This is a genomic window from uncultured Maribacter sp. (assembly GCF_963975365.1).
Taxonomy (GTDB): Bacteria; Bacteroidota; Bacteroidia; order Flavobacteriales; family Flavobacteriaceae; genus Maribacter.
Map to the genome: position 1 here is coordinate 254,865 of NZ_CAXBGF010000002.1, position 26,314 is coordinate 281,178.

Here is a 26,314-nt window from a genome sequence, read left to right on the forward strand (position 1 = left end):
TCAATTTTCTTATTTTTACTAAAACGGTACTGATTGGATTTTTTAAATTTTATTGACTTTAGAATTACCGATGTATTAGACATCATTTTTGTTGCCGTACTCCTATACTATATATACAAGCTGGTTCGTGGATCGGTTGCTATCAATATATTTATCGGAATAGTAATTATTTGGGCCTTTTGGAAACTGACCGAACTCCTAGACATGCAAATGATCAGTAGTATGGTTGGTGCATTTATGCAAGTAGGATTAATCGCGCTAATCATTGTTTTTCAACAAGAAATTCGAAAATTTCTATTGATGATAGGTTCAACTAATTTCGCCAATAAAAGAAACTTTATAAAACACTTCAAATTTTTAAAGCAAGAAGGCCTTTCAACCGACACCGATGTAGATTCGATTCTTAAAGCTTGTGAAAAAATGGCCAGCACCAAGACAGGTGCCATTTTGGTTATAGAACGGAATAATTCTTTAGATTTTATTAAGTCTACCGGAGATCGAATGAATATTGAAATTAACCAGCCTATACTTGAAAGTATATTTTACAAAAATAGCACGCTACATGATGGGGCTGCCGTTATAGTAGGAAACTATATAGTCGCCACTAGAGTTATATTACCTGTATCTAACGAGCGAAATATCCCTCTTCGTTTTGGCCTACGACATAGAGCAGCAGTAGGAATCAGCGAAAAAACTGATGCATTAAGTATTGTTGTAAGTGAAGAGACGGGTTTAATTTCCTATATAAAAAATGGAGAATTCATTTTGTATGATTCCATCACACAATTAGGCAATATGATTAAGCAAGATCTTATTTAAAAGTTAAGCAACCTCCTCAGCTAAGAATTGTGCTTCATATAGATTACTATAGTATCCACCTTTCTTTAGTAGTTGTTTGTGAGTGCCAGATTCTACTATTTTACCAGCATCCATCACTATTATCTTATCCGCTTTTTTAATGGTTGCCAATCGGTGCGCAATAACGATTGAAGTTCTACCCTGTGTTATCTTGTCGGTAGCTAATTGAATCAATTGTTCTGAATACGTATCTATGGATGAAGTAGCCTCATCCAAAATTAAGATGCTTGGGTTACTAACATATGCCCTTAGAAAGGCTATCAATTGACGCTGACCACTTGAAAGCATTGTGCCTCGTTCTTTTACATTATACTCATACCCACCAGGAAGACTAGATATGAATTCGTCAACACCAATGGCTTTAGCGGCATTCTCAATATCATCAACGCTAATAGAAGTACTTTTCAATGAAATATTATTTGCAATTGTATCAGCAAATAAAAAAACATCTTGTAAAACAACAGCTATATGAGAACGTAAAGATGCTAATTTGTATTCCTTAATATCAACACCATCAATAGTTATCTCTCCTGAATTTATTTCGTAAAAACGATTCAATAAATTAATTATGGTACTCTTACCCGCACCAGTAGAACCAACTATAGCAACCGTTTCGCCAGCTTTCACCTCAAAAGATATACCATGCAGTACTTCCTCTTCCTCTAAATATCCAAAACGAACATTGTCAAACTTAATATCACCTTTAATTATTTCTTGCTCATAAGAACCGACATTCTGTATATGACTATCTGTGTCTAATATTTTAAAAACCCGATTTGCAGCCACCATGCCCATTTGTAGCGTATTAAATTTATCTGCGATTTGACGAAGTGGTCTAAACAATAAGTCGATCAACATAATAAATGCGAAGATGGTGCCTGCGATATCCGTAGTAATATTAGCTACGTTTTGCAATCCTCCATACCAAACAATCAAACCAACAGTTATCGATGAGACAATTTCTGCAATGGGAAAGAAAATAGAATTATACCACACTGTTTTCAACCACGCATTTTTATGCTTTTCATTAATCACCCTAAACTTATCGCTCTCAATTTTTTCACGTGTAAAAAGTTGCACTATTTTCATACCAGTAATACGCTCTTGAACAAAGGAATTCAAATTGGACACCTCTGCCCTAACTTCGGTAAAGGCAATCTTCATTGCCTTCTGAAATAATCTGGTTGCATAAATAATTATCGGTAATAATGAGAAAACAATTAATGAAAGTTTCCAATTGATAAAGAGCATTACTACCGCAGCAACTAACATTTTTAACAAATCTGCTACAATTACAAAAAAGCCCTGACTAAAAATTTCTCCAATACGTTGCATATCTGCAACTGCTCTAGTTACCAATACCCCCAATGAAGAATTATCAAAATACTTCATTTTGAAACTGAGCATTTTTTTAAATAAATCGATACGTATATCCTTTATAACAGACTCACCCAACCAGTTAGCATAATAATTAAAGGCCAATTGACTTACCACTTGCCCTATCAATACAACTAACATAGCAATAGTTAGATATAACAACATCTCTTCATTACTTTGCTTAATGGCATCGTCAATGATTCTCTTAACAATAAGAGGCGTTAGAATGGCAAAACCAGACAATAATATAGCTGCGAGCGCTACCCCATAAAAAGTAAGCTTGTACGGTTTAGTATAGGCCATTAAGCGTTTAAAAAGACGAGTGTCAAATGCTTTGCCAGAATCCTTATCCATTCTTTAAAATAGTATTGGGGTAAACAATAGAGGTCAAATATAATCCTTTTGCAGGAACAGATGCTCCCGCCATTGCCCTATCCTTACTTTTTAATATGGTATTAACATAGTCAGCGGAATATTTACCAACACCAACATTTAATAGTGTCCCTACAATAGCCCTTACCATGTTTCTTAAAAATCTATCTGCTGTAATCGTAAAAATAATCTTATCATTTTCTACATTCCATTTTGCTTCGCGTATATCACAAATGTTGGTAAACACATCTGTATTCGATTTAGAAAAACACTCAAAATCTTTTTTACCGATTAAAAATCCTGCAGCAGTATTCATTTCAACTAAGTCTAAATCCTTCCATATAAAATGAGCCAAATCCATTACAAATGGATCTTTAGTTTTTGAAATATGGTATTCATATGTACGAGCAGAGGCATTGAAACGTGCGTGTGCATCGTCTATTACTTCGAAAATTCGCTGTACCGCTATATCATTAGGTAGATAAGAATTTAGCCTAAATAGTAATTCTGGAATTCTTGTTAATTGCTCAAAATCAAAATGAGCATACATTTCTTTGGCATGTACTCCAGTATCGGTACGGCCCGCTCCCATTAATGAAATAGGATTATTCAAGAGTTTAGACAAAGCATTTTCCAACACCTCTTGCACCGTTATAGCATTTGGCTGATTTTGCCAACCATGATAAGCCTTACCGAAGTATGAAAATTGAATAAAGAATCTCAAAGGGATGTACTAGTTTTGTATTCTGTAAAGGTATTAAAAAGGAATCCGTTTTAAAATTCATTATTAATTGTTAATTCGTAATAATTATAATTGACCTAGGATAAATGAAAAATAGTTTTTATAGATTATTTCCACATTTAAATTAAATCCCTAGTATGACTAAAATTCTATTGCTTTCCGATACACATTCTCATATTGACGATGCCATATTAAAGCATGTTGGATGGGCCGATGAAGTTTGGCATGCTGGCGACATAGGTTCTTTAGAGGTTACGGATGCCATTAAAAAGCTGAAGCCCTTAAAAGGTGTACATGGTAATATTGACGACCATATAATTCAAAAAGAATTTCCAGAAAATAATAGATTTTTCTGCGAAGGTGTTGATATTTGGATAACGCATATTGGTGGCTACCCTCCTAAATACAATATTAGAACACGAGATATGATAAAAGAAAATCCGCCAAAGCTATTCATATGCGGACACTCACATATTCTTAAAGTTATGATGGATAAAAAATTAGGCGTCCTACATATGAACCCAGGTGCCTGTGGCAAACACGGTTTTCACCAAGTACGTACAATGCTACGTTTTGTAATAGACGGGGAGGATATTAAAGATTTAGTGGTTGTAGAATTGGGCAAGCGATAGCACCTGTATCATTTAAGCTTTTCAACCAATTAAATAATTTAGTCGATAGTTTGTCTCTATACTGTCAAAGCAATGAAAACTTCCTAAAACAAAAAAACCCGGAAACTACCCCGGGTTTAACGCACTAATACTACTAAGATGTTAGGTTTAACGCAAGCGATCAACAGATTTTACAAGATCTTCATCCTTTTTTATCGCCCTATTTGCAAGGACTAAAAAAATGATAGAAAATACTGGAATCAGCATCCCAATACCCTTCTCAGAAACCGAAATCTCTCCGGATAAGTTTAGTGATCGATAAACGAAAAATCCAAGTAAAAAAAAATTTAATATCATGTTCAGCCTGTTAATTACAAACTGAGTTTTTCTATTTTTAAATTGTACTATTGACCAAATAGCCAATACAGTAATTATGTAAAATACAATGGAAATAAGCATTTCATTATCCGCAAAAACCTCAATACCATCTATGTTTATCCATAGATTGAAGAAGAACGGTAATACGCTCGCAAGAATGGCAACGATTAGTAAATAAAAGCTCTGTATCCTTTGAATCATAAATTTATCATCACTTTATAGCACAAAAATACAGGTCTTTTCAAAAATTATAACTCTTTTATTCAAAATAATTTGTAATATTGCTTCGTTATCATGTTATAACGCCTACCAATAAGGAAAACATTCCTTGAGTTTATCCAAAAAAAATATACTTCTTACAAAATATTATACTCATAATTTATTCGACTACTTAATGTTTGAGATTTCAGATTTAAAATCAAAAAAGCTACCTGAGCTTCAGGATATTGCTAAAGGACTAAAGGTTCCCAAATTCAAAACCTTAAAAAAATTAGATTTAGTCTACCAGATATTAGACTTACAAGCTGCAAACCCTAAAGTTACTGCTGCTATTGCACCTGTTAAAACAGAAGCATTAGAAGTTAGCAAACCTGTGGAAGAAAAACCGAAACCGAAGCCAAAACCAAGGCCAAGACCACGGGTTGCTCCAAATGAAGCAAAGGAACCGAGATCTACTGTAAAAGAAGAGTCTTCAAAAAAAGAAGACGCTCCTGAAAAAGATGTAAAGGAAAGCGCAGAAACACCTAAGCCTAGGCCACGACCAAGGCCAAAAGCTCCGAATACACCAAATACCAAAAAAGATTTTCAGAAGAATTCTCCTCAAAATAATAATCCGAATAGCAAAAAGCCAAACCCGAGAACTCCTCACGACAAAAGTAATTTTGACAAGGACCTAAAAAATAGGTATAAGGAGCCAGAGTATGAATTTGACTCTATTATAGCGAGTGAAGGTGTATTGGATATTATGCAAGATGGTTACGGATTTTTACGTTCGTCAGATTACAATTACCTATCATCACCAGATGATATTTATGTATCACAATCACAGATTAGACTTTTCGGTTTAAAAACTGGGGATACCGTTCTAGGTAATGTTAGACCACCTAAGGAAGGTGAAAAGTATTTTCCTTTAATTAAGGTGAATAAAATTAATGGCATTGACCCACAAATCGTTCGTGATCGTGTTTCATTCGAACACTTAACTCCGTTATTCCCTCAAGAAAAATTTAACTTGGCAGAACGCCAAAGTACTATATCTACCCGTATTATCGACTTGTTCTGTCCTATTGGAAAAGGACAAAGAGGTATGATAGTATCTCAGCCAAAGTCTGGTAAAACCATGCTTTTAAAGGATATTGCAAACGGTATCGCTGCTAATCACCCTGAGGTATATCAAATTATATTATTAATTGACGAACGCCCTGAAGAGGTTACCGACATGCAACGCAATGTACGTGGCGAAGTTGTTGCCTCTACATTCGATAAAGAACCTACTGAACATGTTCGTGTAGCGAACATTGTTTTGGAAAAAGCCAAGAGATTGGTAGAATGTGGTCATGATGTAGTAATCCTATTAGATTCTATTACGCGTTTAGCACGAGCGTATAACACCGTGCAACCTGCATCCGGTAAAGTATTAAGTGGTGGTGTTGATGCTAACGCACTACACAAACCAAAAAGATTCTTTGGTGCTGCCCGTAACATCGAAGGCGGTGGTTCTCTTACTATTATTGCTACAGCATTAACAGAGACCGGTTCAAAAATGGATGAAGTTATTTTTGAAGAATTTAAAGGTACTGGCAACATGGAACTTCAATTGGATCGTAAAATTGCCAACAGAAGAATATTCCCTGCCATTGACCTAACTTCTTCTAGTACACGTAGAGACGATATGCTATTAGATGAAACTACTTTACAACGTATGTGGATTATGCGTAAGTATCTTGCAGATATGAATCCTGTAGAAGCAATGGAGTTTATTGAGCAGCGTTTTAAACAAACGAAGAACAATGAAGAATTCTTGCTGACGATGAATAATTAAGAAACATAAGTTTTATAAAAAAAATCCCGATTTCAAATTGAAGTCGGGATTTTTTATTTTCAACAAAGCGCTATCTCTATTAATACCATAAACCCACTTTCAACACTCCTTTATTTTTTTTAATATCTTTAACAAATAAGAGAAAGATTCTCCCCCAGTCTTTTTTCAGTTTTCTTATCACAAACCCTAATTCACGGAAAATGAAAAGACCAACTTCAATTACCACCAAAACCCTATGTGTTCTTGTGCTAAGTAGTATTTTTAGCTGTAATCAAATACAGAAAGAAAACGAACCAAATCCAAAAAGTCCACCAATCATTGATGCTCCTGCTAATATTATTTCACTAAACGAAGCAAATACTATTTATGACAATTATTCAGAACATAGGGTTAGCCTAATTGAGCCTTACGAAACAAAACAACGGCAACCGGATGAAAAATTTGAAGCATCTCGATTCGTAGATTTTGATTACGATTCCCTAAAGCAATACATAGCTTATATAGACCAAGAAGCTCATTCGGGCGGTGTTAACAAAGTTACCAAATTAAGATTGTATTTCGCCAACTACCCTAATGAAGAAAAATTCCCTAACGGAAAAAAGGTAATTCACAAAAGACAAAATTCAATTTTCATGGTTCCTACTCTAGAAAAAGATGGAATTAATTATGGATTCTTCATTGGTAGTAATGGTAAAGCCGAATTGATTAAAGATTGGAAAGATTCTTCTAATGAAGGTATGGGATTATCTGACGATAAAAAACAAAAAGCACTAGCAGGGTTCGTATCCAAATTCTCCTTAAACACTAATTTACAAGTTAGCAAAAGCTTAGCTTTAAATTTTGGTCAAGGTGGCCCACCGCCAAAAACAGATTTTTAAAACAAGTACTGCATGCTTACATTGTCTTTTATCAAGGAAAATTATTATATGCTAGTTTATGCAGTGACGCTATTTATATCACTGTCCACATATAGAAAATATTATGATACGGCATTAAAGTACTTTCCAATGATTATTGCTTATACTTTTTTCAATGAAGTATTAGGATATTTAGTAAGAACTTATAACGAAATTTCCTTTTTTCAGAATGTCAAATACAGCAACTTTAATGATGTAATTTATAATATATATGCGATTATATTCTTTTGCTTTTTTTACTTCGTTTACAGGCAATTAATACATAATAGAAGTTATAAAAAGTGGATAATCATTAGCGCAATAATCTCACTTTTGGCATATTTAATAAGTACTATATTTCAAAACCCACTTGAAACCAATCTCTATTACGCCCTTGCAATAAGTTCTTGGCTATTAGTGTTTTGTATTATTCTATATTTTAAAGATAAAGCCCAACAACAGCAAGAATTATTTCAAATACACAACCTAATGTTTTGGGTAAGTCTTGCTTTATTAGTTTTTTATACCGTATTTCCAGTAATTTATGTTATAGGATATACAGATTATGAGACTTGGATAAAGTACGAATTAAGATCAGTTCTGAGAGTACTTATAGTCATAATGTACAGTCTGTTCATAATTGGATTCATGAAAGGAAGAAGACACGCCTTTAGGTAATATAAAATCTATTATAGAATAAATAATCTGCTAATTAAAGATTGAATTATGATAGAGTACATATTGAATAATTATTTCATGTTACTCTACTTTTTTGCTCTAATGCTATCCATTGCTAAATACCACCTCTATTATAATACGATATTAAAATAACTACCTGTTCTGATTACCTACACATTCTTAACAGAAACCCTAGGTATTATCATTCGAGATGTAGATGAAATTCAGATTATCTACAAACAAGGGTATTATAATTATAATACAGTTATTTTCAATATTTTTGATATTATCTTTTTTCTATATTTCTATTATATATTTTATCATATCATTGACAAATCAATAAGCAAAAAGATAATTAAATATGGTAGTTGGGTATTTTTGGCCACTTGTATAATCAATTTGTTTTTGCAAGACTTTTACTTACAACCTCAAAATTATGCAATATTAATCGGTGCTATAATTTTACTCTATGCTGTTCTAACATACTTATATCAAATACTCAAGAAAGATCAAAAACTTCCAGTACACACAAACTTAACTTTTTGGATCAGTTTGGGTATTTTATTTTTTATACATGCTACCCAGTAACTATGTATATTTTATACCTACCATTATAATTTCTATAATGAATCCAATTTATCAGTATTTCATTATGCAACAATTGGCATATTCTACTCATGTATTATACTTGATTTAATATTGATGAAGCGACTTCGTATAAAATCGAACCAATTAGGATACAACTAAATTAATTCTACCATTAAAACAAAAGACCTTCTCAAACTCAATAATATTGAATTTAAAGAAGGTCCAGTACAACAAAAAAACCTTCCTAGAAGGAAGGCTTTAAATATTATAAGTAAAGCTAAATTAAAGAGCCGCTACGTGCTTCGCTAATTTACTTTTTAAGTTTGCAGCTTTATTATCATGTATAATGTTACGTTTTGCTAAACGGTCTATCATACTAACCACTGTAGGGTATAATGTTTCAGCAGATTTTTTATCTTCTTCAGCACGCAACTTTCTCAATGCATTACGCATTGTTTTATGTTGATATTTGTTACGTAAACGTACTGCTTCGTTTCTTCTGATTCTCTTTAACGCTGACTTGTGATTTGCCATTTTATCTCTTAATTTGTTTATAGGATTTATTAAAATCCTGAAAATGTTTTACTAGTAGTCCGTAGGGGAATCGAACCCCTGTTACCAGGATGAAAACCTGGCGTCCTAACCCCTAGACGAACGGACCATTATTTTAACTAGAACTTATAAATAGCAATTAAAAACCTAAATCTTCAACTACTTAGTAGTCCGTAGGGGAATCGAACCCCTGTTACCAGGATGAAAACCTGGCGTCCTAACCCCTAGACGAACGGACCATACTTTGAGCAATTGCGGATGCAAAAATACAAATATTTTTTACTATCACAACACCTGAATATTATTTTTTAAAATTTTTAATATGCTTTCGCAAATAACACTCTTTTATTTGAGGGTTTACCGGTCACCATACACACGCCTTCTTCAGTCACAGCATCAATAGGAATGCACCTAATCGTTGCTTTTGTTTCGTTTTTCACACGCTCCTCGGTTTCCTTGCTACCATCCCAATGTGCAGATATAAATCCACCTTTTTCATCTAAAATTTTCTTGAATTCATCATAAGAATCAACTTTAGTAATATGCTTCGTACGATAATCCAATGCCCTTTGATACAAATTCTTCTGAATATCTTCCATTAAGAACTCTATTTTAGCCACCACATCGGTCGATAGAACGGTTTCTTTTTGCAGTGTATCTCTTCTAGCTACCTCAAATGTACCATTTTCCAAGTCTCTTGGTCCTACCGCTAACCTAACAGGCACTCCACGTAGTTCATATTCATTAAATTTAAAACCAGGCTTATGCGTATCTCTATCATCGAATTTCACAGAAATACCTTTAGACCTTAATTCTTTCACTAATGGCAATACTTTTTCAGAAATTTCATCCAACTGATCTAATCCTTTATAAATAGGGACTATTACTACTTGAATTGGCGCCAATTTTGGTGGAATCACTAATCCGTTATCATCACTATGCGTCATCACCAATGCCCCCATCAATCTAGTAGAAACTCCCCATGAGGTAGCCCAAACATACTCTTTACCACCCTCTTTAGTAGCGAACTTAACGTCGAATGCCTTTGCGAAATTTTGACCTAAGAAATGTGATGTTCCCGCCTGTAACGCTTTTCCATCTTGCATTAATGCTTCAATACAATAGGTTTCAATCGCACCCGCAAAACGTTCGCTTTCGGTTTTTGTTCCTTTAATTACTGGTACTGCCATATGGTTCTCGGCAAAATCAGCATAAACGTTCATCATTTGTTCCGCCTCTGCTATTGCTTCTTTTTCAGTAGCGTGTGCAGTGTGCCCTTCTTGCCATAAAAACTCCGACGTTCTCAAAAATAGTCTTGTTCTCATTTCCCATCGCACAACATTGGCCCATTGATTAATCAATAAAGGCAAATCTCTGTAAGACTGAATCCATTTCCTATAGGTATCCCAAATAATTGTTTCAGAAGTAGGTCTTACAATTAATTCCTCTTCCAGTTTTGCATCTGGATCTACAATTACTCCACTACCGTCTTCAGCGTTTTTTAATCTATAATGGGTAACTACTGCACATTCCTTAGCGAAGCCTTCTACATGACTAGCTTCTCTACTAAAGTAAGATTTTGGTATAAATAAAGGAAAATATGCATTTTCATGTCCCGTTTCCTTAAACATTTTATCCAAGCCTGCCTGCATCTTCTCCCATATTCCATAACCGTAGGGCTTTATCACCATACAACCTCTAACGCCAGAGTTCTCGGCTAAATCTGCCTTCACTACTAATTCGTTATACCATTTGGAATAATCCTCACTTCTCTTAGTCAAATTTTTACTCATTTTCTGGAGTTTGGCACAAATTTTGTGAATATTATAATAAATTAATTGGGTAAAACTAGTTATTTTTAATATGTTCAACAATTTAATTTTGATCCGATGATATATTCTTTACCCCACAACAGACTTCGCAACATAACAATGTTGGTGACCTTAGGTATAATAATAGCCTCATGTGGTTCTTACCAACAATCTTCTTATTATGACAATGACGGTATTTATTCCAATAATGCCCCAGCCACAGTAGAAAGAAGACCAGAGCAACGAAATTACCAACAAAATAATACAGAAACGGACACCTATTCTGATTATTTTGAAGAAAAGGCCAATCAATATAATGAAATATTGGATAGTGAAATTTTCACAGATGTTGATTCTTACTCGAGCAAAACTGTAAATGACAGTGTACCACAAGGTCAATTAACAGATTATTATTCAAGTGAAAACGACTACCAAGGTTACGGTGGATGGGGCGATAATAATTCTAACGTAAGTATTAACATTTATGACAATGGATGGAATAATTGGGGATACGGAGGACTTTATGGTTGGGCAAACCCAGTTTGGGGATGGAACAATTGGGGATATGGTGGTTATTATGGATATGGATGGAACAATCCTTGGAGATGGAACAGATGGAATAATTGGGGATATGGTGGTTATTATGGATATGGATACGGATGGAACTACCCTTACTATGGTTTTGGGTACGGATACATAAACTATAACCACAATTATGGCTACTACAATAACAGAAGTTATGCCTACAACAACTCTAGAAGAGGTAATTTTAACAGAACTACCATAAACAACGGTGCTACAACAAATACATTAAGGGGTAGATCTAACGTAAACACAAGAGGAGATTCTCCTAGATACAGAAGTACCGATTCTAGAACGGCAACAGCAAGAAGCTCTTCAAATTCTCGTAGCGCAAGAACGTATTCTGGAAACACAACAACCACAAGAACTGTTGGTGTTGATCAGAACAGAGATTACAGAACTAGTAGAAGCACAAGGGCCACACCAAGATACAACTCATCTTCGCGAAGTTCTAGCAGATATTCTTCAAGTCCAAATACATCAGGCACCACAAGATCCAGTAGTAGAGTTATGACCCCAAGAACATCAACATATAGAAGTTCTGGAAATAGTAGCTCACGAACAGGGAACAATTATTCAACGGGTCGTTCTGCAAGCAGTTCAAACAGTGGGTCTTACAGAAGTTCCGGCAATAGCTCAAGAAGTAATTCTAGCGGTTCATATAGAAGTTCGGGCAGTAGTAGCTCTAGAAGTTCTGGTTCGTCGGCAAGAAGCTCAGGCAGTGGGTCCTCCAGATCCTCTGGCTCATCATCTAGCAGAAGTAGTGGTAGAAATAATTAATTTTAATGATTTTTTAAAATCCAAAATATTGATATGAAAAGATATTTAACTTTCATAACACTAGCAGTGTGTGCCTTCGGTAGTGCTCAGAACATAAATGAAGTATTACAATATGGTATGGAAAACCTTCAAGGAACTGCTCGCTTTCAGGCAATGGGGGGAGCTTTTGGAGCATTAGGAGGTGATTTATCCTCTTTAAATGTAAATCCGGCCGGGTCAGCTGTTTTCAACAATAGTTTATTTACCATTTCTGGATCAAATTACAACACCAACAATCAATCTAGCTATTTTGGAAATAGCATAAGTTCAAGGAATAACAATTTAGACCTAAATCAGATTGGTGGTGCATTTGTTTTTAAAAACACGAATTCCGATTCCGATTGGCAGAAATTCACCTTGGCATTAAATTATGATGTTGTCACAAATTTCGACAATGAATATTATGTTGCTGGAAACAGCACTCAAGGTATTGACAATTACTTTTTAAATTTTGCACAAGGCACACCTTTCGGGTCTATTCTACGCCAAGACGGAGAATATATAGAAGAAGCTTATTTAGACATCGGCTCTAATCAGGGTTATAAAGAGCAACAGACATTTTTAGGGTACTATGGAGGTATTCTTGACCCTATTTCAGGAGATGATAACAACACCGATTACGTTAGTAATGCCATTTACAATTCCTTAAATCAGGAGCTTTTAAGAAGAACCACTGGCTACAACAGTAAATTAACCTTAAATATGGGCTCTCAATTTAAAGAGAATATTTATATGGGAGCCTCTTTAAATTTTCATAATGTATTGTATTCAAGGTTTGACCAATTCACAGAAAACGGATATGACCCAACTTCAGAAATACAGAGAACAACTTTCGACAATTACTTACAGACAGAAGGTTACGGTTTCTCCTTTAGCTTGGGAGCAATAGGCAAACTAAATGAAAATATACGTTTAGGTGGAAGCTACCAATCCCCTACATGGTATCAACTAGAAGATGATTTTTCTCAACGCATCAATTCTGATTTGGCCGATGATGAAATTAATTTTATTGATCTTAACATTGTAAATCTTTTTGAATCATATACGGTTAAAACCCCAAGTAAGATGACTGGAAGCATAGCTATCATCTTTGCACAAGATGGATTATTAAGTTTTGATTACGGGTATCAAGATTTTTCTAAGGCAGAATTACGACCTACAAGCGACCCAAGTTTTCAAATTGTTAACAACCAAATTTTTAATGACCTAGGTACGGTATCGACATTTCGACTTGGTGGAGAATACAAAATTGAACAAGTTAGTTTAAGAGCTGGTTATCGTTTTGAACAAAGCCCTTATGCCAATGGAAATACCATAGGTGATTTAAATGCCGTTTCTGGCGGTATCGGTTATAATTTTGGAGGTAGTAGATTAGATTTTGCCTTAAGCCGTTCTCAGCAAGATATTAACGAACGATTATTTGATACTGGTATTACTACACCAGCGATTATTAATAGAATTAATACCAATGCAACGTTAAGCTACACGATAAATTTCTGATTAAGTTTATTGCTAAATACATAAAAAAAGGGAGCAAATTTGCTCCCTTTTTTTATCTCTTTAATGAAAAATGTGTTTTTCTTGTTTTAGCTACCAATAAATTTCCATCGGTTTCAGAATATTCAAATCGAAACCAGTAATCGGTAGCAGGCATCGGCTGGCCATTAAAAGTGCCATCCCAACCACCTTCGGGGCCTAGCTGTTTTAATAGCTTACCATACCTATCGAAAACAAATACAACAGGATTGATTATCAAATCCGGTCTATCAATACCTTTAATATTCCAACCATCATTAATACCATCTCCATTTGGTGTAAAAAACTTAGGATACCCTACCACAAGAAATTCCAACGGGTCGGTAATACCACAACCGTTTTTGTCATTTATAATTACCGTATTAAGTCCGGGAGGTACATTTATAAATACAGAATTATCTTGAAACTCACCACCATTAATAGCATATTCATAATCCCCATTACCCTCAACAAAAAATTCAATGTTATTCTGGTCAGGATCAATTGATAGGTTAGCATCTAATGTTTCTACTCGATCTAGTATGGGCGTTCCAAAAAACGTAATTAGTACGCCGCTATCATCGCTTACTGTTGGCGGTGTTCCTGAAATAGTAGTAATTGTCGCAAAATAGCGTCCAGAGTTAGGACTTACTACAACTAATTCTGCACCAAAATCCCCAGATCCCGTAAGCGTATCGTCTACTACACCATCATCTTCATAATCAACGGTCCACTCAACATTTAAAATATCTGCACCAGCAGGAGAATTCAATGCACTTATAGTAATATCATCATCACCTTCACATGCGATTATATCCAATCCTAAAAATTCATCCCTAAGCGTACAATCTAAAGCAGTATTTTGATCATCACTAACAGAACTTCCTGTAAAAGTTAACATAAAAGGTTCTGGATCTCCTGTAAAATTATCGGCAAAATTATTAATTAGAATATAATATAGTTCACCTGGTAGCACATCTAAATATTCATCATAAGTGTTCTGACTTCCTGTTAAAGAAGCTGCACCTTCTTGCCCGCTTTCAGGATTCACACCTAGACCCGTAAAATTAGTATCGTTCACTTCATAATTACAACGTATCGGTTGTGCCGTGCCATTACTAATATCGGCACAATCAATATCTGGACCATAAACAGCAAAATCCCATTCTGCAGTAGGCGTAGATCCAGATGAAGACAATGCTTCAATATCAAAACCAACTTGACCACCGGTACCCGCCCTAAAGACAAACCAAGAAGTGTTGAATTCAATATTTGCAGATACAAGACTTCCTTTCTCCAAGCACCCTGTTTGTAGTATTACTTCTGGGTCAAAATCATCAACATCGCCAGTACCCCCAGCGATTCCCATAATAGGTTGATCAGCACATACAGGTATTGCTGTTCTACAATCGGCTGAATTTTGAGCAGTTGAATTCCAATAGAAAAGAAACAAACAACATACAGAACAAAGAAGTGTTCTCATAATATAGAGTGGCTATTAGTATACGTAATGTATATTATAACTACACATGCCAAACTTTAGTATTTTACATCGATTATTATGGTGTTTAATCGATAAAATACACTTTTCAGATAGCTTTTATGGCACTATCGTTTTAAAGTAAAATGATTGTTTATATATGCGGCATTGGTGCTTTGTCCCAAAGAATTGGTATACGACAACTTAAACCAATAATCCGATTCTGGCAATAAAACACCCTTAAAAGTACCGTCCCAGCCACTTGAATCCTCATTCAATTGATACAATAACTTGCCATATCGATTATAGATTGTAATAACAGGGTTGTCTAAAACTGAAAGTCCGTCTACCTTCCACTTATCATTTACACCATCTGCATTAGGTGTAAAAAATTTAGAAAAGCCTACAACCACTATATTCTTTGAATCTAAACCACAACCATTTAAATCTGTAACAGTTATCCTATGCTCGCCCGGAAACAGATTATTAAATATCGAACTACTTTGAGGTTCTTCATTATCCACTTGATAATCAAAATCACCATCATCTTCCAAAAATACCGAAACTACGTTCGATTCATCATCTTCATATAGGATAGTTACATCAGAAATAACAGGCGGTTTAGAAAAAACAACCGTAACAGAACGAACAGTAACACATTGCAATGCGCCTTCCAAATTAGTAACGGATAAGGTGTAAACACCTTCTTTTGCAACCGTTATAAGTGAAGTGTTCTGCCCAGAACTCCATTCATAAGTAAAATTAGAATCTGGAATTCTTTGACCTATCGTTACAACAGGAGTATCTCCACAAATAAACACACTCGTATCAAAATCTAAATACGGTAGTTCAATACCGTTAATATCAAAAGATTCTGATGCATCATAACAACTACCATTCTCTATTGATGTTGTACGAACAAAAATCGTTTCTGAGATTTGTGAGGGTATATATTCTTTAGTAAGCGCATTAATGCCATTCACAGCCTCTTCGATTGAGGAATGATAAGTGACTAGAAATTCTAAAGAACTTTGATCTCCTAAGACTTCTAAATCCTTCGAATTAAAATCTAAAGCAGTACCATCTAAACAAACTGTTTCATCAGTTAATTCATATGTAAATGGTGCAGGCGCATAAGCTACTTGTGTTTCACTTATTAAATTATTTCCTAAAGGTCTAATGACTAAAACCCGATACATAGCAGAAACTGCTACATTTAGTTCCGGGCCGCTTTCACCCGGTATGCGTTGATAGCCTGTACCTATATCCAAATACCATTCATAATCTATCGCATCTAATGTTGTAGCATCTAAAATTACATTTTCACTATCACACGCAATTTTTGGCGGACCTAATAAATTATCTATTATATTACAATCCAACGCCGAATTTGGAAATTCTAAAAAAATGTTTCCTGAAAATTGAATTGAGAATCCAGAATTATTATTACTATAATTATTAATCAATAAATAATAATCTTCATTCGGTGCAGCTTCTAACCAATCTTCATACTGAATATTAGCAACTCCCGTTGGATCTTGACCAACACCAATATATATACTGTCATCCGAATTATCAAAATAATTACATCGAATAGGTTCACCGAGATTACCACAATCATTGGTTTTATATAAGGCAAAATCCCAATCCTCATTTGAATCAAAACCTATATTAAAACCTAATTGTCCGGTCTCGCTAGTTCTAAAACGATACCATGCAGAGTTAGTCTCTACTGTACCTGTTGCTTGAGTGATACAACCTGATACTGAAGCTCCATTAAAATCATCTAAGCCATATCCGTTGGTACCCGCATTAATTGGAGTATTGTTACAAATAGGAATAGCACTAATACAATCTGGCGCTACTTGTGAAAAACAAGATAAGGTGCCAAAAAAATTAATAAAGAGAATGGTTATACCATACTTAGTCATAGGGGCTTCGAAATTTCTAATATTAAAATTAACGAGACCTTTACGTTATGTCTAATTTATGTTGTGTAGTGCCCCTATTTAGTTATAAAGTGGCACATATTGTATATCTTTGCAGCTTGTAAAAGTTAGTTGAAATGAAAATTGAGGATACATTGGAAAATCAATTTGATGAATTAGGAAACGATCATATTCCTACTTCAGAGGATACCCCCTTACGCAAAGACGCCTTTGTTTTAGATGACGCTACGAAGATTCAGCGTATACGTGAAAATGTTCGTGACATAATGCTTACTCTAGGATTAGATTTGAATGATGATAGTTTAAAAGGAACTCCTAATCGAGTTGCTAAAATGTACGTAAACGAAATATTTGCAGGTTTACACCCTAGTAGAAAGCCAAAAGCATCTACGTTCGATAATAAATATAAATATGGCGAAATGTTAGTTGAGAAAAACATAACGTTATATTCTACCTGCGAACACCACTTTTTACCTATTGTTGGTCGCGCGCATGTAGCCTATATTTCTAATGGTACCGTAGTCGGACTTTCTAAAATGAACCGTGTTGTTGATTATTATGCAAAAAGACCACAAGTTCAAGAACGTTTGAATATTCAAATCGTAAGAGAATTACAAGAAGTTTTGGGAACAGAAGATGTTGCTTGCGTTATTGATGCTAAGCACCTTTGTGTTAACTCAAGAGGAATACGTGATATAGAAAGCAGTACGGTAACCGCTGAATATGGTGGTAAATTCAAAGAAGAATTGGTACGCCGTGAGTTTTTGAATTACCTTAATCTAGACACCCATTTTTAATCGCATATAGCTTCATGCAATTGTACGAAAATCAAGAAATTAGAATATATAATTCCTTAACGGGGAAAAAAGAAGTTTTTAAACCAATAAACGAAGGCCATATTGGCATGTACGTTTGTGGGCCTACCGTGTATAGTAATGTGCATTTAGGCAATTGTAGAACTTTCATGTCCTTCGATATGATTTTTAGGTATTTCAGGCATCTAGGCTATAAAGTCCGGTATGTCAGAAATATAACCGACGCAGGTCATTTAGTAGATGATGCAGAAGATGGAGAAGATAAAATTGCAAAAAAAGCCAGATTAGAAAAATTGGAACCGATGGAAGTTGTACAACGATACACTGTCGATTTCCATAATATTTTAGAAAAATTCAACTTCTTACCCCCAAGTATTGAACCGACAGCTACGGGTCATATTATAGAGCAAATTGAAATTATTAAGGACATTCTTGAAAAAGGATTTGCCTACGAAACCAATGGCTCTGTATATTTCGATGTTGCCAAGTTTAACAAAGAACATGAATATGGTAAACTAAGCGGTCGTAAACTTGAAGACATGATTGCGAATACCCGTGATCTTGCCGCACAAGACGACAAATATAATCCTCAAGATTTTGCCCTTTGGAAAAAAGCGGAACCACAACACATTATGCGTTGGCCTTCACCGTGGGGAGATGGATTCCCAGGCTGGCATTTAGAGTGTACCGCAATGAGTACAAAATATTTAGGGGAAACTTTTGATATTCACGGCGGTGGAATGGATTTAAAATTTCCACATCATGAATGTGAAATAGCACAAGCAGAAGCTTGTAATGGAAAAAGCCCAGTGAATTATTGGCTACATGCTAATATGTTGACCCTTAATGGTAGAAAAATGGCTAAATCTACAGGAAATAGTATACTTCCCGGAGAAATTTTCTCAGGCGAAAACGAAATCCTTAGCAAACCATTCTCTCCATCAATGGTTCGTTTTTTTATGATGCAGGCACATTATACTAGCATTTTAGATATGAGCAACGAAGCACTTTTAGCTTCTGAGAAAGGCTTTAATAAACTAATGGAAGCAATAAGTTCTTTAAAATCTTTAAACACGGGCAAGACAACAAATTTTAATATTGCAGATTGGAAATCTTCCTGTTATGCTGCCATGAACGATGATTTTAACACCCCAATATTAATAGCGACCTTATTCGATGCTGTAAAGCATATCAATCTTATAAAAGAAGGTACAGAATCTATTACCGAAGAAGATAGAGCAGAACTTGAAAATACAATTCACAATTTTGTTTTTGATGTATTAGGGCTTGAAAACAAAAGTAGTTCTGATGCAGATACTGAAAAATTAGCTGGTGTTGTTGAGTTATTGATAGAATTACGTAAATCTGCTAGGGAAAATAAGGATTTTGCCACTTCAGATAAGATTCGTGACCAGTTAGCAGCTTTAGGCATACAACTTAAAGATGGTAAAGAAGGTACCACGTATAGCCTTTAGTTTTAGTCTAAAATCTAGCTTTTTTTATTTTAGACTGGTATTCTCCTGGCGCTAAGTTTTGCCTTGTTTTAAATACTCTATTAAAATAAGACCTACTTTCAAAGCCGCAATCTAGATACACATTTTTTATACTTCGTTTAGGGTCTTGTAATAACCCAACTGCCAATTTAATTCTTTCGTTATTTATGAATTCGACAGGTGAAATTCCTAATTCGGACTTAAAAGTTCTATAAAAATTAGATACACTCATACAAGCAATTTTACTTAACTGCTCTACATGAAGCGATTTATGTACATTATTCCTTATATACCGAATAACCTCCGTTAACCTACTTTCACTTTTAATTGAAAGTGTTGCATTGCTATAAATTTTTCGCTCGTTGGTTTGTAAAATTCGAATGATTAATTCACGCAGCATATTATCCACAAAAAAATCTTTGGACGGGTGGTCTTCAGTAAATAAAAATAATAGTCGCTGTATTATTTGATAAATCCCTCTGTCATTTACGAAGTGAAAATTGTAATCCATAATACCCCAATCTTCCTTACTATCCTTTGGCATATTTTCATTCATAAATTGTAGCACCTTGTTTATTTTATCTTCGGAAATAGCCATAGCTAAACACCTAGTAGGATTTTTCGCCATTGCCTCAGGAAAATCTATACACATACTTTCATTGGCTGGCAGTACTAGAGATTCACCAGGTAAAAAATCAAAAGACTCATAATCACGCAAATGCATAATCTTTTTTCCTTGAATCATGCTAGCCAAAACGGGTTGCTCAAATTTCAACAATACACTTTTAGCCTGCTCATGTGTTTCAAAGACATGCATGGCTGCATTATTCATAGTATAGGATGTTTGGTTTTCAACCAAAGTTTCTAACTGCCTTCCTTTTAAAAAATTCTCTGATAATTGTATCACACTATAAATTCTTATGATTAAGAAATTTACAAAATTTTACACTTAAAAAAATCATAATACCAATAAATGATAGGATTGTTCATGTTATTCGTAGAATGCGTCAGATATTTCAAGAATATGCGCAGTAAATTTAGAATGTCGTACAAATTATTTTGATTCGACCATGAAATATAATTATTAACTTAAATCATATACGATGAGCACAACAGCAACTGTAGAAAAAGATGTACTTCAAAAACCAAAATTTAAAAACCAATATGAAAACTTTATTGGCGGTAAATGGGTAGCACCTAGTAAAGGAGAATATTTTGAAAACATTTCGCCAGTAGATGGCAAATCATTCACTAAAATTCCAAGGTCTACTGCTGAAGATATTGAATTGGCAATTGATGCTGCATGGAAAGCAGCTCCGTCATGGAATATATCATCAGCCACAGAAAGAAGCAATATGCTTTTAAAAATTGCCGATAAAATTGAGCAAAATCTAGAAGTATTGGCCAGAGCAGAAACTTGGGACAATGGTAAGGCCATACGCGAAACCCGAGCAGCCGATTTACCTTTAGCCATTGACCATTTCAGATATTTTGCTGGGGTAATAAGAGCAGAAGAAGGTTCGGTAAGTGAGTTAGATGCCAATACCGTTGCCTTAAACGTTACCGAACCGCTAGGTGTAGTGGGGCAAATAATTCCATGGAATTTTCCACTTTTAATGGCAACATGGAAATTAGCACCGGCCTTAGCTGCAGGCAATTGTGTTGTACTTAAACCTGCAGAACAAACTCCAGTTGGTATCTTAATCTTGATGGAAATCATCGAAGGTATTTTACCCGAAGGTGTTCTTAATGTTGTTAATGGTTTTGGCGCAGAAGCAGGCAAACCCTTGGCATCAAGCCCAAGAATAGACAAAATTGCGTTTACTGGGGAAACAACTACTGGTCAATTAATCATGCAATACGCATCTAAAAATATCACCCCGGTCACATTAGAACTTGGTGGAAAATCGCCTAATATTTTCTTCGAAAGTATAATGGATGCCGATGATGAATTCTTTGATAAATGTTTAGAAGGCGCCAATATGTTTGCCTTAAACCAAGGTGAAGTCTGTACTTGTCCATCTAGAATGTTAGTTCAAGAAAGTATTTACGATAAGTTTATAGCGCGTGTCATTGAACGCACCAAGGCTATAAAAATGGGACATCCATTAGACCCAAATACAATGATGGGAGCTCAAGCTTCTAATGACCAATTTGAGAAAATATTGAGTTATATTAAAATAGGAAAAGAAGAAGGTTGCGAAGTTCTCACGGGTGGAGAGCAAGCTTACAACGAGGGCTTAGAAGGTGGTTACTACGTACAACCAACTATCTTAAAGGGCAACAATAAAATGCGTGTGTTTCAAGAAGAAATATTCGGCCCTGTACTTTGTGTAACGACATTTAAAGATGAAGCCGAGGCAATCGAAATCGCTAACGACACCTTATATGGTTTAGGCGCTGGTGTCTGGACCAGAGATACACACCAAGCATATCAAATATCAAGAGCAATAAAAGCTGGTAGAGTTTGGGTCAACTGTTATCACTTATATCCTGCTCATGCACCATTTGGTGGATATAAAAAATCTGGAATTGGTAGAGAGAATCACAAAATGATGCTATCTCACTATCGACAAACTAAAAATATGCTTATATCATATGATAAGAAAGCAATGGGATTCTTTTAGACAACAAATAAAAATGAAAACTAAACGAGTTTTGATAACAGAAAAAGCAGCCGCTATAATTGCTCAATTAAAAAAGACACATGGTGAACTTATGTTTCACCAAAGTGGAGGCTGTTGTGATGGGTCAGCTCCTATGTGTTTCACCAAAGGTGATTTAATGCTCGACGACAATGATGTTTGGCTAGGTAATATTGAAGGATGTGATTTTCATATGTCAAAAGACCAATTTGAATATTGGAGACACACACAATTAACCATAGATGTTACCCCAGGTAGAGGCGCTAGTTTTTCATTAGAAATTCCATTAGGCATACGGTTCTTAATTAAGTCAAGATTATATTCTAAAGAAGAAGCAGAACATCTAGAACCCATAAGAATTGGCCTTTAAAAGAGATCTAAAAATTTAAAACAAGTCCGTATGTAAAAATATACGGACTTGTTATTTCTAAAAAGTTACCTGTATTATAGTAAATTTGTACTATTAATTAGCTGTTTTGAACATTTCAATAAAAAAAATTCTAATTGCCCCTTTTGTACTATTGGTTCGCTTTTATCAATTAGCAATATCACCCTATACTCCAGCAACGTGCAGGTACTCCCCTACATGTTCTCAATATACTTTAGAAGCCTTAAAAAAACACGGATTATTTAAAGGTGGATGGTTAGCTACAAAGAGAATATTTAGCTGTAATCCTTGGGGTGGTAAAGGTTATGACCCAGTACCCTAAAAAGTTGAATTCTTACAATTGTTATCTTTAGTAATTAGATAAACTTTTACCCTAACTATGTATTACAAAATCGATTTGTCTGTTTGCTATTTATTATCTTAGCCTTTCAAAATACGACACATGCATTTCTTAGGAATTATTTGGAATCCGAATGAAACTCTTTTCAATATTGGATTTATACAGATTAAATACTATAATCTACTTTGGATAACTGCCTTCGCGCTTGGTTGGTTTATCATGAAAAGAATTTTTACCAATGAGAAAAAATCGGTAGAACAATTAGATTCCCTTTTTATATATACTGTTTTGGGCACCATGTTAGGCGCAAGATTAGGACATGTTTTCTTTTACGACTGGGCCTATTACTCCAATCACCTTGCTGAAATTCTACTACCGGTACGAGAAAGTGAATCGGGTAGTTTGTTATTCGGACTAATAAATGGTTATGAATTTACAGGTTTTACAGGTTTAGCAAGTCACGGAGCTACTTTAGGTATTATTGTTGGAACATACTTATATACAAGAAAATACCCTGAGTTCAGCATGCTTTGGATATTTGACAGAATGGTGATTCCTGTTGCAATTGGATGCTTTTGTGTTCGTTTGGGAAACTTCTTTAATTCTGAAATTAATGGGAAAGTTGTTAATGAAAACTTCATTTTCGCCACGAAGTTCATACGTGACTCAGATGACTTACATCCCTCAAAAGCATTAGGTATTACTCAAGAAAAAACATTGAATGCTGCATATGCCGCAATAGAGAACAATCCTCAATTTTCAGAATATTTAGCACAAATACCTTACCGTCATCCTGCTCAATTATATGAAGGCATAGGTTATATATTTATATTCATTCTACTTTACTTTTTATATTGGAAAACTGACAAAAAGAATAAAACAGGATACTTATTCGGGTTGTTTTTCGTATTACTTTGGTCGGTACGTTTCTTAGTAGAATTCGTTAAGAAAAGTCAAGGTGGTTTTGAAGACACCTTGGGTATTTTATCTACAGGACAATGGTTGAGTATTCCATTTATTCTAATTGGTCTTTTCTTTATGTTCAGGAAAACTAAAACTGCCTAATGCTAAGTTTTAAACGTATTATTTGGGTTTTCACAGTAGTTTTTACGCTGGTATTTTCCTCTTGTAAGGAAGATGCTATAAGAACGATTTCAACACAACAGATTGAATTTACTCACGAAGGAAATTTAAATGTGTATGTAAATACTAGTGATACTTTAACAACAAAGTTCGACATAGAATTTGCTGAAACAGATTACGAAACACAAACGGGATTAATGTACAGAAAAAGCATGAAAAACAATCAGGCTATGCTTTTTATTTTCCCTAATGAAGCGATGCACTCTTTTTACATGAAGAACACTGAATTTTCTTTAGATATTATTTACATAAAAGAGGATTTGACGATTGCTAGCATGCAAGAAAACGCGCAACCTTTTAATGAAACGGGTTTATCTTCAATGGCACCGATAAAATATGTTCTTGAAATAAATGGTGGTCTTGCAGAAACTTTAGGAATATCGATTGGAGACCGCGTTAGTTTCAGTCGTGACTAATTGCGAATTTCTCTATTAATTTAGTAAAGAGTAAAATGCCAGATTATGTATTGTTCAATGAAGAATCAGAACGGTTGCTTTTTAAGAAAGTATCACTATCTGATTTTGAAAACTGGCTTCCATTTCACCAAGAACCTTTAAGTAGTCAATATTGGTCAGGCTTATCTAAAGACCCCATTACCGCCTGTAAGGAACAATTTTCAAGAATTTTCGAACGCTATAAAGAACAGTCAGGTGGTATGAATGCTCTTTTTTCGAAGGAGACCAAAAAACTTATTGGTCTTGCAGGTCTTTTAGCGCAAGAGGTAGATGGCATAGTAGAGTTAGAAATTGGTTATTCTATTCTACCAGAATATTGGCGACAAAGCTATGCTTTTGAAGCAGCAAAAAAATGCAAAGAAGTGGCTTTTGAGAATAAATGGGCAGAAAGTTTAATATCTATCATTCAAGTAAATAATATTCCATCACAGAAAACAGCATTGAAAAATGGAATGAATATTGACTTTAGTACTACCTACAAAGACAATTCTGTTCATATTTTTAGAATTAAAGCATAAATGAATCATTGGGTAATCTACATTGACAATAACTCTGCTAAAAAAAATTTCATTAAAGATTTTCAAAAGGGTGAAATTCCGAATGAACTTATAAAATACCAACAGAAAAAAGGACTTTTATACTCTCAATTTACCTTAGAGAGGCTTATAGACGAGGAAGACAAACACGACCATAAAATTATAAGCTCTGAACTACAGGATCTTGAAACGATGTCAAATGGCGAACAAAAAAAGGCTTTATTATATTATACACTTCAGCAAAAGCCAGATTATATCATCTTAGACAATCCTTTTGACAATTTAGATATCACATTTCAAGAAGAACTTAAAACTATACTAAAGGAATATTCAAGTCACATTTCTTTTATACAAATAGCAAGTAGAAAGGCAGATACTCTTTCCTTTATAAAACAATTCGGAAGACTAACTTTTGACACTTTCACTATAATTCAAGATTTGGATTTTGAAAAACAAATAAAGAAACATGCCTTTAGCAACGTAAGTATACCACAACCGCTAGAAAATGCACCTAGCTTTAACAACCCATTAATACAATTTAAGAATGTTAGCATTTCTTATGGAGACAAAAAAATACTTGACAATATCAACTGGACTATACATAAAGGGGATTTTTGGCAATTAACTGGAGCCAATGGAAGTGGAAAATCTACCATACTTTCTATGATTACAGGAGATAATCCAAAAGCTTTCGGCCAAGAAATATATCTTTTTGGAAACCTAAAAGGAAGCGGTGAAACCGTATGGGATATTAAAAAGAAAATAGGCTACTATTCGCCTGCCATGACCAATAAATTTAAAGGCAGACACACCGTAGAAAACATGTTAATTTCCGGTATTACCGACTCTATAGGTCTTTATACGATACCAACCGACATTCAAAAAAGGATTGTTAAACAGTGGTTAATAATACTAAATCTCCATGATTTAAAAGACACCTATTTTAATAATCTATCATCAGGCAAGCAACGATTGGTGATGACGGCAAGAGCGATGGTGAAACATCCTCCAATACTTATACTTGATGAGCCCACTACGGGAATGGACGATGAATCTGCCGCTCTATTAGTTACTTTAGTTAACAAAATTGCGCATGAAACCAATACAGCCATTCTATTTGTTTCTCACAGAAAAGAACCTCACCTAGAACCAAAGAGCATTTATACCCTAGAAAAAACATGTTCAGGCTCAATTGGTTCTACAACTGCCACATAAAAAAATCGCTATCCTTTTGAGATAGCGATTTTAAA

24 protein-coding genes and 2 tRNA genes are annotated in these 26,314 nt (G+C 34.7%); 16 read left to right on the top strand and 10 right to left on the bottom strand.

Going from position 1 to position 26,314, the window contains the following annotated elements:
* Positions 1–33: 33 nt before the first annotated feature.
* Positions 34–819 carry a diadenylate cyclase gene (locus tag AACZ49_RS04205; protein WP_339651992.1) on the top strand — a complete coding sequence of 262 codons (786 nt, stop codon included), beginning with the start codon at positions 34–36 and terminating at the stop codon, positions 817–819.
* Between the two features lie 3 nt (positions 820–822).
* On the opposite strand, the gene AACZ49_RS04210 is transcribed toward AACZ49_RS04205, so the two are convergent.
* On the bottom strand, positions 823–2,589 hold the full coding sequence (locus AACZ49_RS04210; RefSeq protein WP_339651994.1) for an ABC transporter ATP-binding protein: 1,767 nt from the start codon (positions 2,587–2,589) through the stop codon (positions 823–825).
* Complete coding sequence (gene truA, locus AACZ49_RS04215; protein WP_339651997.1) at positions 2,582–3,331, bottom strand: tRNA pseudouridine(38-40) synthase TruA; 750 nt, start codon at positions 3,329–3,331, stop codon at positions 2,582–2,584. Before truA ends, AACZ49_RS04210 begins: the two co-directional genes overlap by 8 nt.
* Before the next feature lie 155 nt (positions 3,332–3,486).
* Between truA and AACZ49_RS04220 the strand changes: the two genes are divergently transcribed.
* Positions 3,487–3,981, top strand: a complete 495-nt coding sequence (locus AACZ49_RS04220) for a metallophosphoesterase family protein (RefSeq protein ID WP_339651998.1) — start codon at positions 3,487–3,489, stop codon at positions 3,979–3,981.
* A 147-nt stretch (positions 3,982–4,128) separates the two neighbouring features.
* Here the strand turns inward: AACZ49_RS04220 and AACZ49_RS04225 are convergent, their stop codons facing one another.
* A complete protein-coding gene (locus tag AACZ49_RS04225) occupies positions 4,129–4,539 on the bottom strand; it encodes a DUF4293 domain-containing protein (protein WP_339652000.1) in 411 nt (136 codons plus the stop codon).
* Positions 4,540–4,732: 193 nt separating this feature from the next.
* Here AACZ49_RS04225 and rho point away from each other — a divergent pair, with 193 nt between their 5' ends.
* From rho to AACZ49_RS04240, 3 genes are all read left to right on the top strand, one after another.
* Entirely contained in the window at positions 4,733–6,379 is a 1,647-nt protein-coding gene (gene rho, locus AACZ49_RS04230; RefSeq protein WP_339652002.1) for a transcription termination factor Rho, read from the top strand.
* Between the two features lie 200 nt (positions 6,380–6,579).
* A complete protein-coding gene (locus AACZ49_RS04235) occupies positions 6,580–7,257 on the top strand; it encodes a hypothetical protein (RefSeq protein ID WP_339652005.1) in 678 nt (225 codons plus the stop codon).
* A 12-nt stretch (positions 7,258–7,269) separates the two neighbouring features.
* On the top strand, positions 7,270–7,953 hold the full coding sequence (locus AACZ49_RS04240) for a hypothetical protein (RefSeq protein WP_339652007.1): 684 nt from the start codon (positions 7,270–7,272) through the stop codon (positions 7,951–7,953).
* An 870-nt stretch (positions 7,954–8,823) separates the two neighbouring features.
* Here AACZ49_RS04240 and rpsT read toward each other — a convergent pair.
* From rpsT to proS, 4 genes are all read right to left on the bottom strand, one after another.
* Positions 8,824–9,075 carry a 30S ribosomal protein S20 gene (rpsT, locus tag AACZ49_RS04245; RefSeq protein ID WP_091622364.1) on the bottom strand — a complete coding sequence of 84 codons (252 nt, stop codon included), beginning with the start codon at positions 9,073–9,075 and terminating at the stop codon, positions 8,824–8,826.
* A 55-nt stretch (positions 9,076–9,130) separates the two neighbouring features.
* Positions 9,131–9,202, bottom strand: a tRNA-Glu gene (locus AACZ49_RS04250).
* 58 nt (positions 9,203–9,260) lie between these two features.
* Positions 9,261–9,332: transfer RNA gene (locus tag AACZ49_RS04255), tRNA-Glu, on the bottom strand.
* A gap of 78 nt (positions 9,333–9,410) precedes the next feature.
* Positions 9,411–10,886, bottom strand: coding sequence for a proline--tRNA ligase (gene proS / locus AACZ49_RS04260; protein ID WP_339652010.1), 1,476 nt, complete (start codon positions 10,884–10,886; stop codon positions 9,411–9,413).
* Positions 10,887–10,982: 96 nt separating this feature from the next.
* Between proS and AACZ49_RS04265 the strand changes: the two genes are divergently transcribed.
* A complete protein-coding gene (locus AACZ49_RS04265) occupies positions 10,983–12,266 on the top strand; it encodes a hypothetical protein (RefSeq protein ID WP_339652012.1) in 1,284 nt (427 codons plus the stop codon).
* 33 nt (positions 12,267–12,299) lie between these two features.
* Positions 12,300–13,805 (top strand): outer membrane protein transport protein, encoded by a 1,506-nt coding sequence (locus AACZ49_RS04270; RefSeq protein WP_339652015.1) that lies wholly within the window; start codon positions 12,300–12,302, stop codon positions 13,803–13,805.
* Positions 13,806–13,857: 52 nt separating this feature from the next.
* On the opposite strand, the gene AACZ49_RS04275 is transcribed toward AACZ49_RS04270, so the two are convergent.
* Complete coding sequence (locus AACZ49_RS04275; RefSeq protein ID WP_339652017.1) at positions 13,858–15,303, bottom strand: T9SS type B sorting domain-containing protein; 1,446 nt, start codon at positions 15,301–15,303, stop codon at positions 13,858–13,860.
* Between the two features lie 125 nt (positions 15,304–15,428).
* On the bottom strand, positions 15,429–17,231 hold the full coding sequence (locus AACZ49_RS04280; protein ID WP_339652019.1) for a T9SS type B sorting domain-containing protein: 1,803 nt from the start codon (positions 17,229–17,231) through the stop codon (positions 15,429–15,431).
* Positions 17,232–17,365: 134 nt separating this feature from the next.
* Between AACZ49_RS04280 and folE the strand changes: the two genes are divergently transcribed.
* Both folE and cysS read left to right on the top strand, forming a co-directional pair.
* Positions 17,366–18,046: a GTP cyclohydrolase I FolE gene (folE, locus tag AACZ49_RS04285; RefSeq protein WP_339652022.1), complete on the top strand. Its 681-nt coding sequence runs from the start codon at positions 17,366–17,368 to the stop codon at positions 18,044–18,046.
* Positions 18,047–18,060: 14 nt separating this feature from the next.
* Positions 18,061–19,539: a cysteine--tRNA ligase gene (gene cysS / locus AACZ49_RS04290; RefSeq protein WP_339652023.1), complete on the top strand. Its 1,479-nt coding sequence runs from the start codon at positions 18,061–18,063 to the stop codon at positions 19,537–19,539.
* 7 nt (positions 19,540–19,546) lie between these two features.
* On the opposite strand, the gene AACZ49_RS04295 is transcribed toward cysS, so the two are convergent.
* Positions 19,547–20,464, bottom strand: coding sequence for an AraC family transcriptional regulator (locus tag AACZ49_RS04295; RefSeq protein ID WP_339652025.1), 918 nt, complete (start codon positions 20,462–20,464; stop codon positions 19,547–19,549).
* A gap of 196 nt (positions 20,465–20,660) precedes the next feature.
* On the opposite strand from AACZ49_RS04295, the gene AACZ49_RS04300 reads away from it, so the two are divergent.
* From AACZ49_RS04300 to AACZ49_RS04330, 7 genes are all read left to right on the top strand, one after another.
* On the top strand, positions 20,661–22,184 hold the full coding sequence (locus AACZ49_RS04300) for an aldehyde dehydrogenase family protein (RefSeq protein ID WP_339652027.1): 1,524 nt from the start codon (positions 20,661–20,663) through the stop codon (positions 22,182–22,184).
* A 13-nt stretch (positions 22,185–22,197) separates the two neighbouring features.
* Complete coding sequence (locus AACZ49_RS04305) at positions 22,198–22,572, top strand: DUF779 domain-containing protein (RefSeq protein ID WP_339652028.1); 375 nt, start codon at positions 22,198–22,200, stop codon at positions 22,570–22,572.
* 118 nt (positions 22,573–22,690) lie between these two features.
* The gene (gene yidD / locus AACZ49_RS04310) at positions 22,691–22,912 is read left to right on the top strand and encodes a membrane protein insertion efficiency factor YidD (RefSeq protein WP_339652199.1); all 222 of its coding nucleotides are present in this window, start codon (positions 22,691–22,693) and stop codon (positions 22,910–22,912) included.
* A 120-nt stretch (positions 22,913–23,032) separates the two neighbouring features.
* Positions 23,033–23,995: a prolipoprotein diacylglyceryl transferase gene (gene lgt, locus AACZ49_RS04315; RefSeq protein ID WP_339652030.1), complete on the top strand. Its 963-nt coding sequence runs from the start codon at positions 23,033–23,035 to the stop codon at positions 23,993–23,995.
* Positions 23,995–24,489, top strand: a complete 495-nt coding sequence (locus AACZ49_RS04320; protein WP_339652032.1) for a DUF192 domain-containing protein — start codon at positions 23,995–23,997, stop codon at positions 24,487–24,489. Before lgt ends, AACZ49_RS04320 begins: the two co-directional genes overlap by 1 nt.
* 35 nt (positions 24,490–24,524) lie before the next feature.
* On the top strand, positions 24,525–25,046 hold the full coding sequence (locus tag AACZ49_RS04325; protein ID WP_339652034.1) for a GNAT family N-acetyltransferase: 522 nt from the start codon (positions 24,525–24,527) through the stop codon (positions 25,044–25,046).
* Positions 25,047–26,279 (top strand): ATP-binding cassette domain-containing protein, encoded by a 1,233-nt coding sequence (locus tag AACZ49_RS04330; RefSeq protein ID WP_339652037.1) that lies wholly within the window; start codon positions 25,047–25,049, stop codon positions 26,277–26,279.
* Positions 26,280–26,314 lie beyond the last annotated feature (35 nt).

Bases quoted from the DNA above. Each gene is read 5' to 3' on its own strand.
- AACZ49_RS04210 (WP_339651994.1), bottom strand. From the start codon at position 2,589: ATGGATAAGGATTCTGGCAAAGCATTTGACACTCGTCTTTTTAAACGC.
- AACZ49_RS04220 (WP_339651998.1), top strand. From the start codon at position 3,487: ATGACTAAAATTCTATTGCTTTCCGATACACATTCTCATATTGACGAT.
- AACZ49_RS04225 (WP_339652000.1), bottom strand. From the start codon at position 4,539: ATGATTCAAAGGATACAGAGCTTTTATTTACTAATCGTTGCCATTCTT.
- rho (WP_339652002.1), top strand. From the start codon at position 4,733: ATGTTTGAGATTTCAGATTTAAAATCAAAAAAGCTACCTGAGCTTCAG.
- AACZ49_RS04235 (WP_339652005.1), top strand. From the start codon at position 6,580: ATGAAAAGACCAACTTCAATTACCACCAAAACCCTATGTGTTCTTGTG.
- AACZ49_RS04240 (WP_339652007.1), top strand. From the start codon at position 7,270: ATGCTTACATTGTCTTTTATCAAGGAAAATTATTATATGCTAGTTTAT.
- rpsT (WP_091622364.1), bottom strand. From the start codon at position 9,075: ATGGCAAATCACAAGTCAGCGTTAAAGAGAATCAGAAGAAACGAAGCA.
- proS (WP_339652010.1), bottom strand. From the start codon at position 10,886: ATGAGTAAAAATTTGACTAAGAGAAGTGAGGATTATTCCAAATGGTAT.
- AACZ49_RS04265 (WP_339652012.1), top strand. From the start codon at position 10,983: ATGATATATTCTTTACCCCACAACAGACTTCGCAACATAACAATGTTG.
- AACZ49_RS04270 (WP_339652015.1), top strand. From the start codon at position 12,300: ATGAAAAGATATTTAACTTTCATAACACTAGCAGTGTGTGCCTTCGGT.
- AACZ49_RS04275 (WP_339652017.1), bottom strand. From the start codon at position 15,303: ATGAGAACACTTCTTTGTTCTGTATGTTGTTTGTTTCTTTTCTATTGG.
- AACZ49_RS04280 (WP_339652019.1), bottom strand. From the start codon at position 17,231: ATGACTAAGTATGGTATAACCATTCTCTTTATTAATTTTTTTGGCACC.
- folE (WP_339652022.1), top strand. From the start codon at position 17,366: ATGAAAATTGAGGATACATTGGAAAATCAATTTGATGAATTAGGAAAC.
- cysS (WP_339652023.1), top strand. From the start codon at position 18,061: ATGCAATTGTACGAAAATCAAGAAATTAGAATATATAATTCCTTAACG.
- AACZ49_RS04300 (WP_339652027.1), top strand. From the start codon at position 20,661: ATGAGCACAACAGCAACTGTAGAAAAAGATGTACTTCAAAAACCAAAA.
- AACZ49_RS04305 (WP_339652028.1), top strand. From the start codon at position 22,198: ATGAAAACTAAACGAGTTTTGATAACAGAAAAAGCAGCCGCTATAATT.
- lgt (WP_339652030.1), top strand. From the start codon at position 23,033: ATGCATTTCTTAGGAATTATTTGGAATCCGAATGAAACTCTTTTCAAT.
- AACZ49_RS04320 (WP_339652032.1), top strand. From the start codon at position 23,995: ATGCTAAGTTTTAAACGTATTATTTGGGTTTTCACAGTAGTTTTTACG.
- AACZ49_RS04325 (WP_339652034.1), top strand. From the start codon at position 24,525: ATGCCAGATTATGTATTGTTCAATGAAGAATCAGAACGGTTGCTTTTT.
- AACZ49_RS04330 (WP_339652037.1), top strand. From the start codon at position 25,047: ATGAATCATTGGGTAATCTACATTGACAATAACTCTGCTAAAAAAAAT.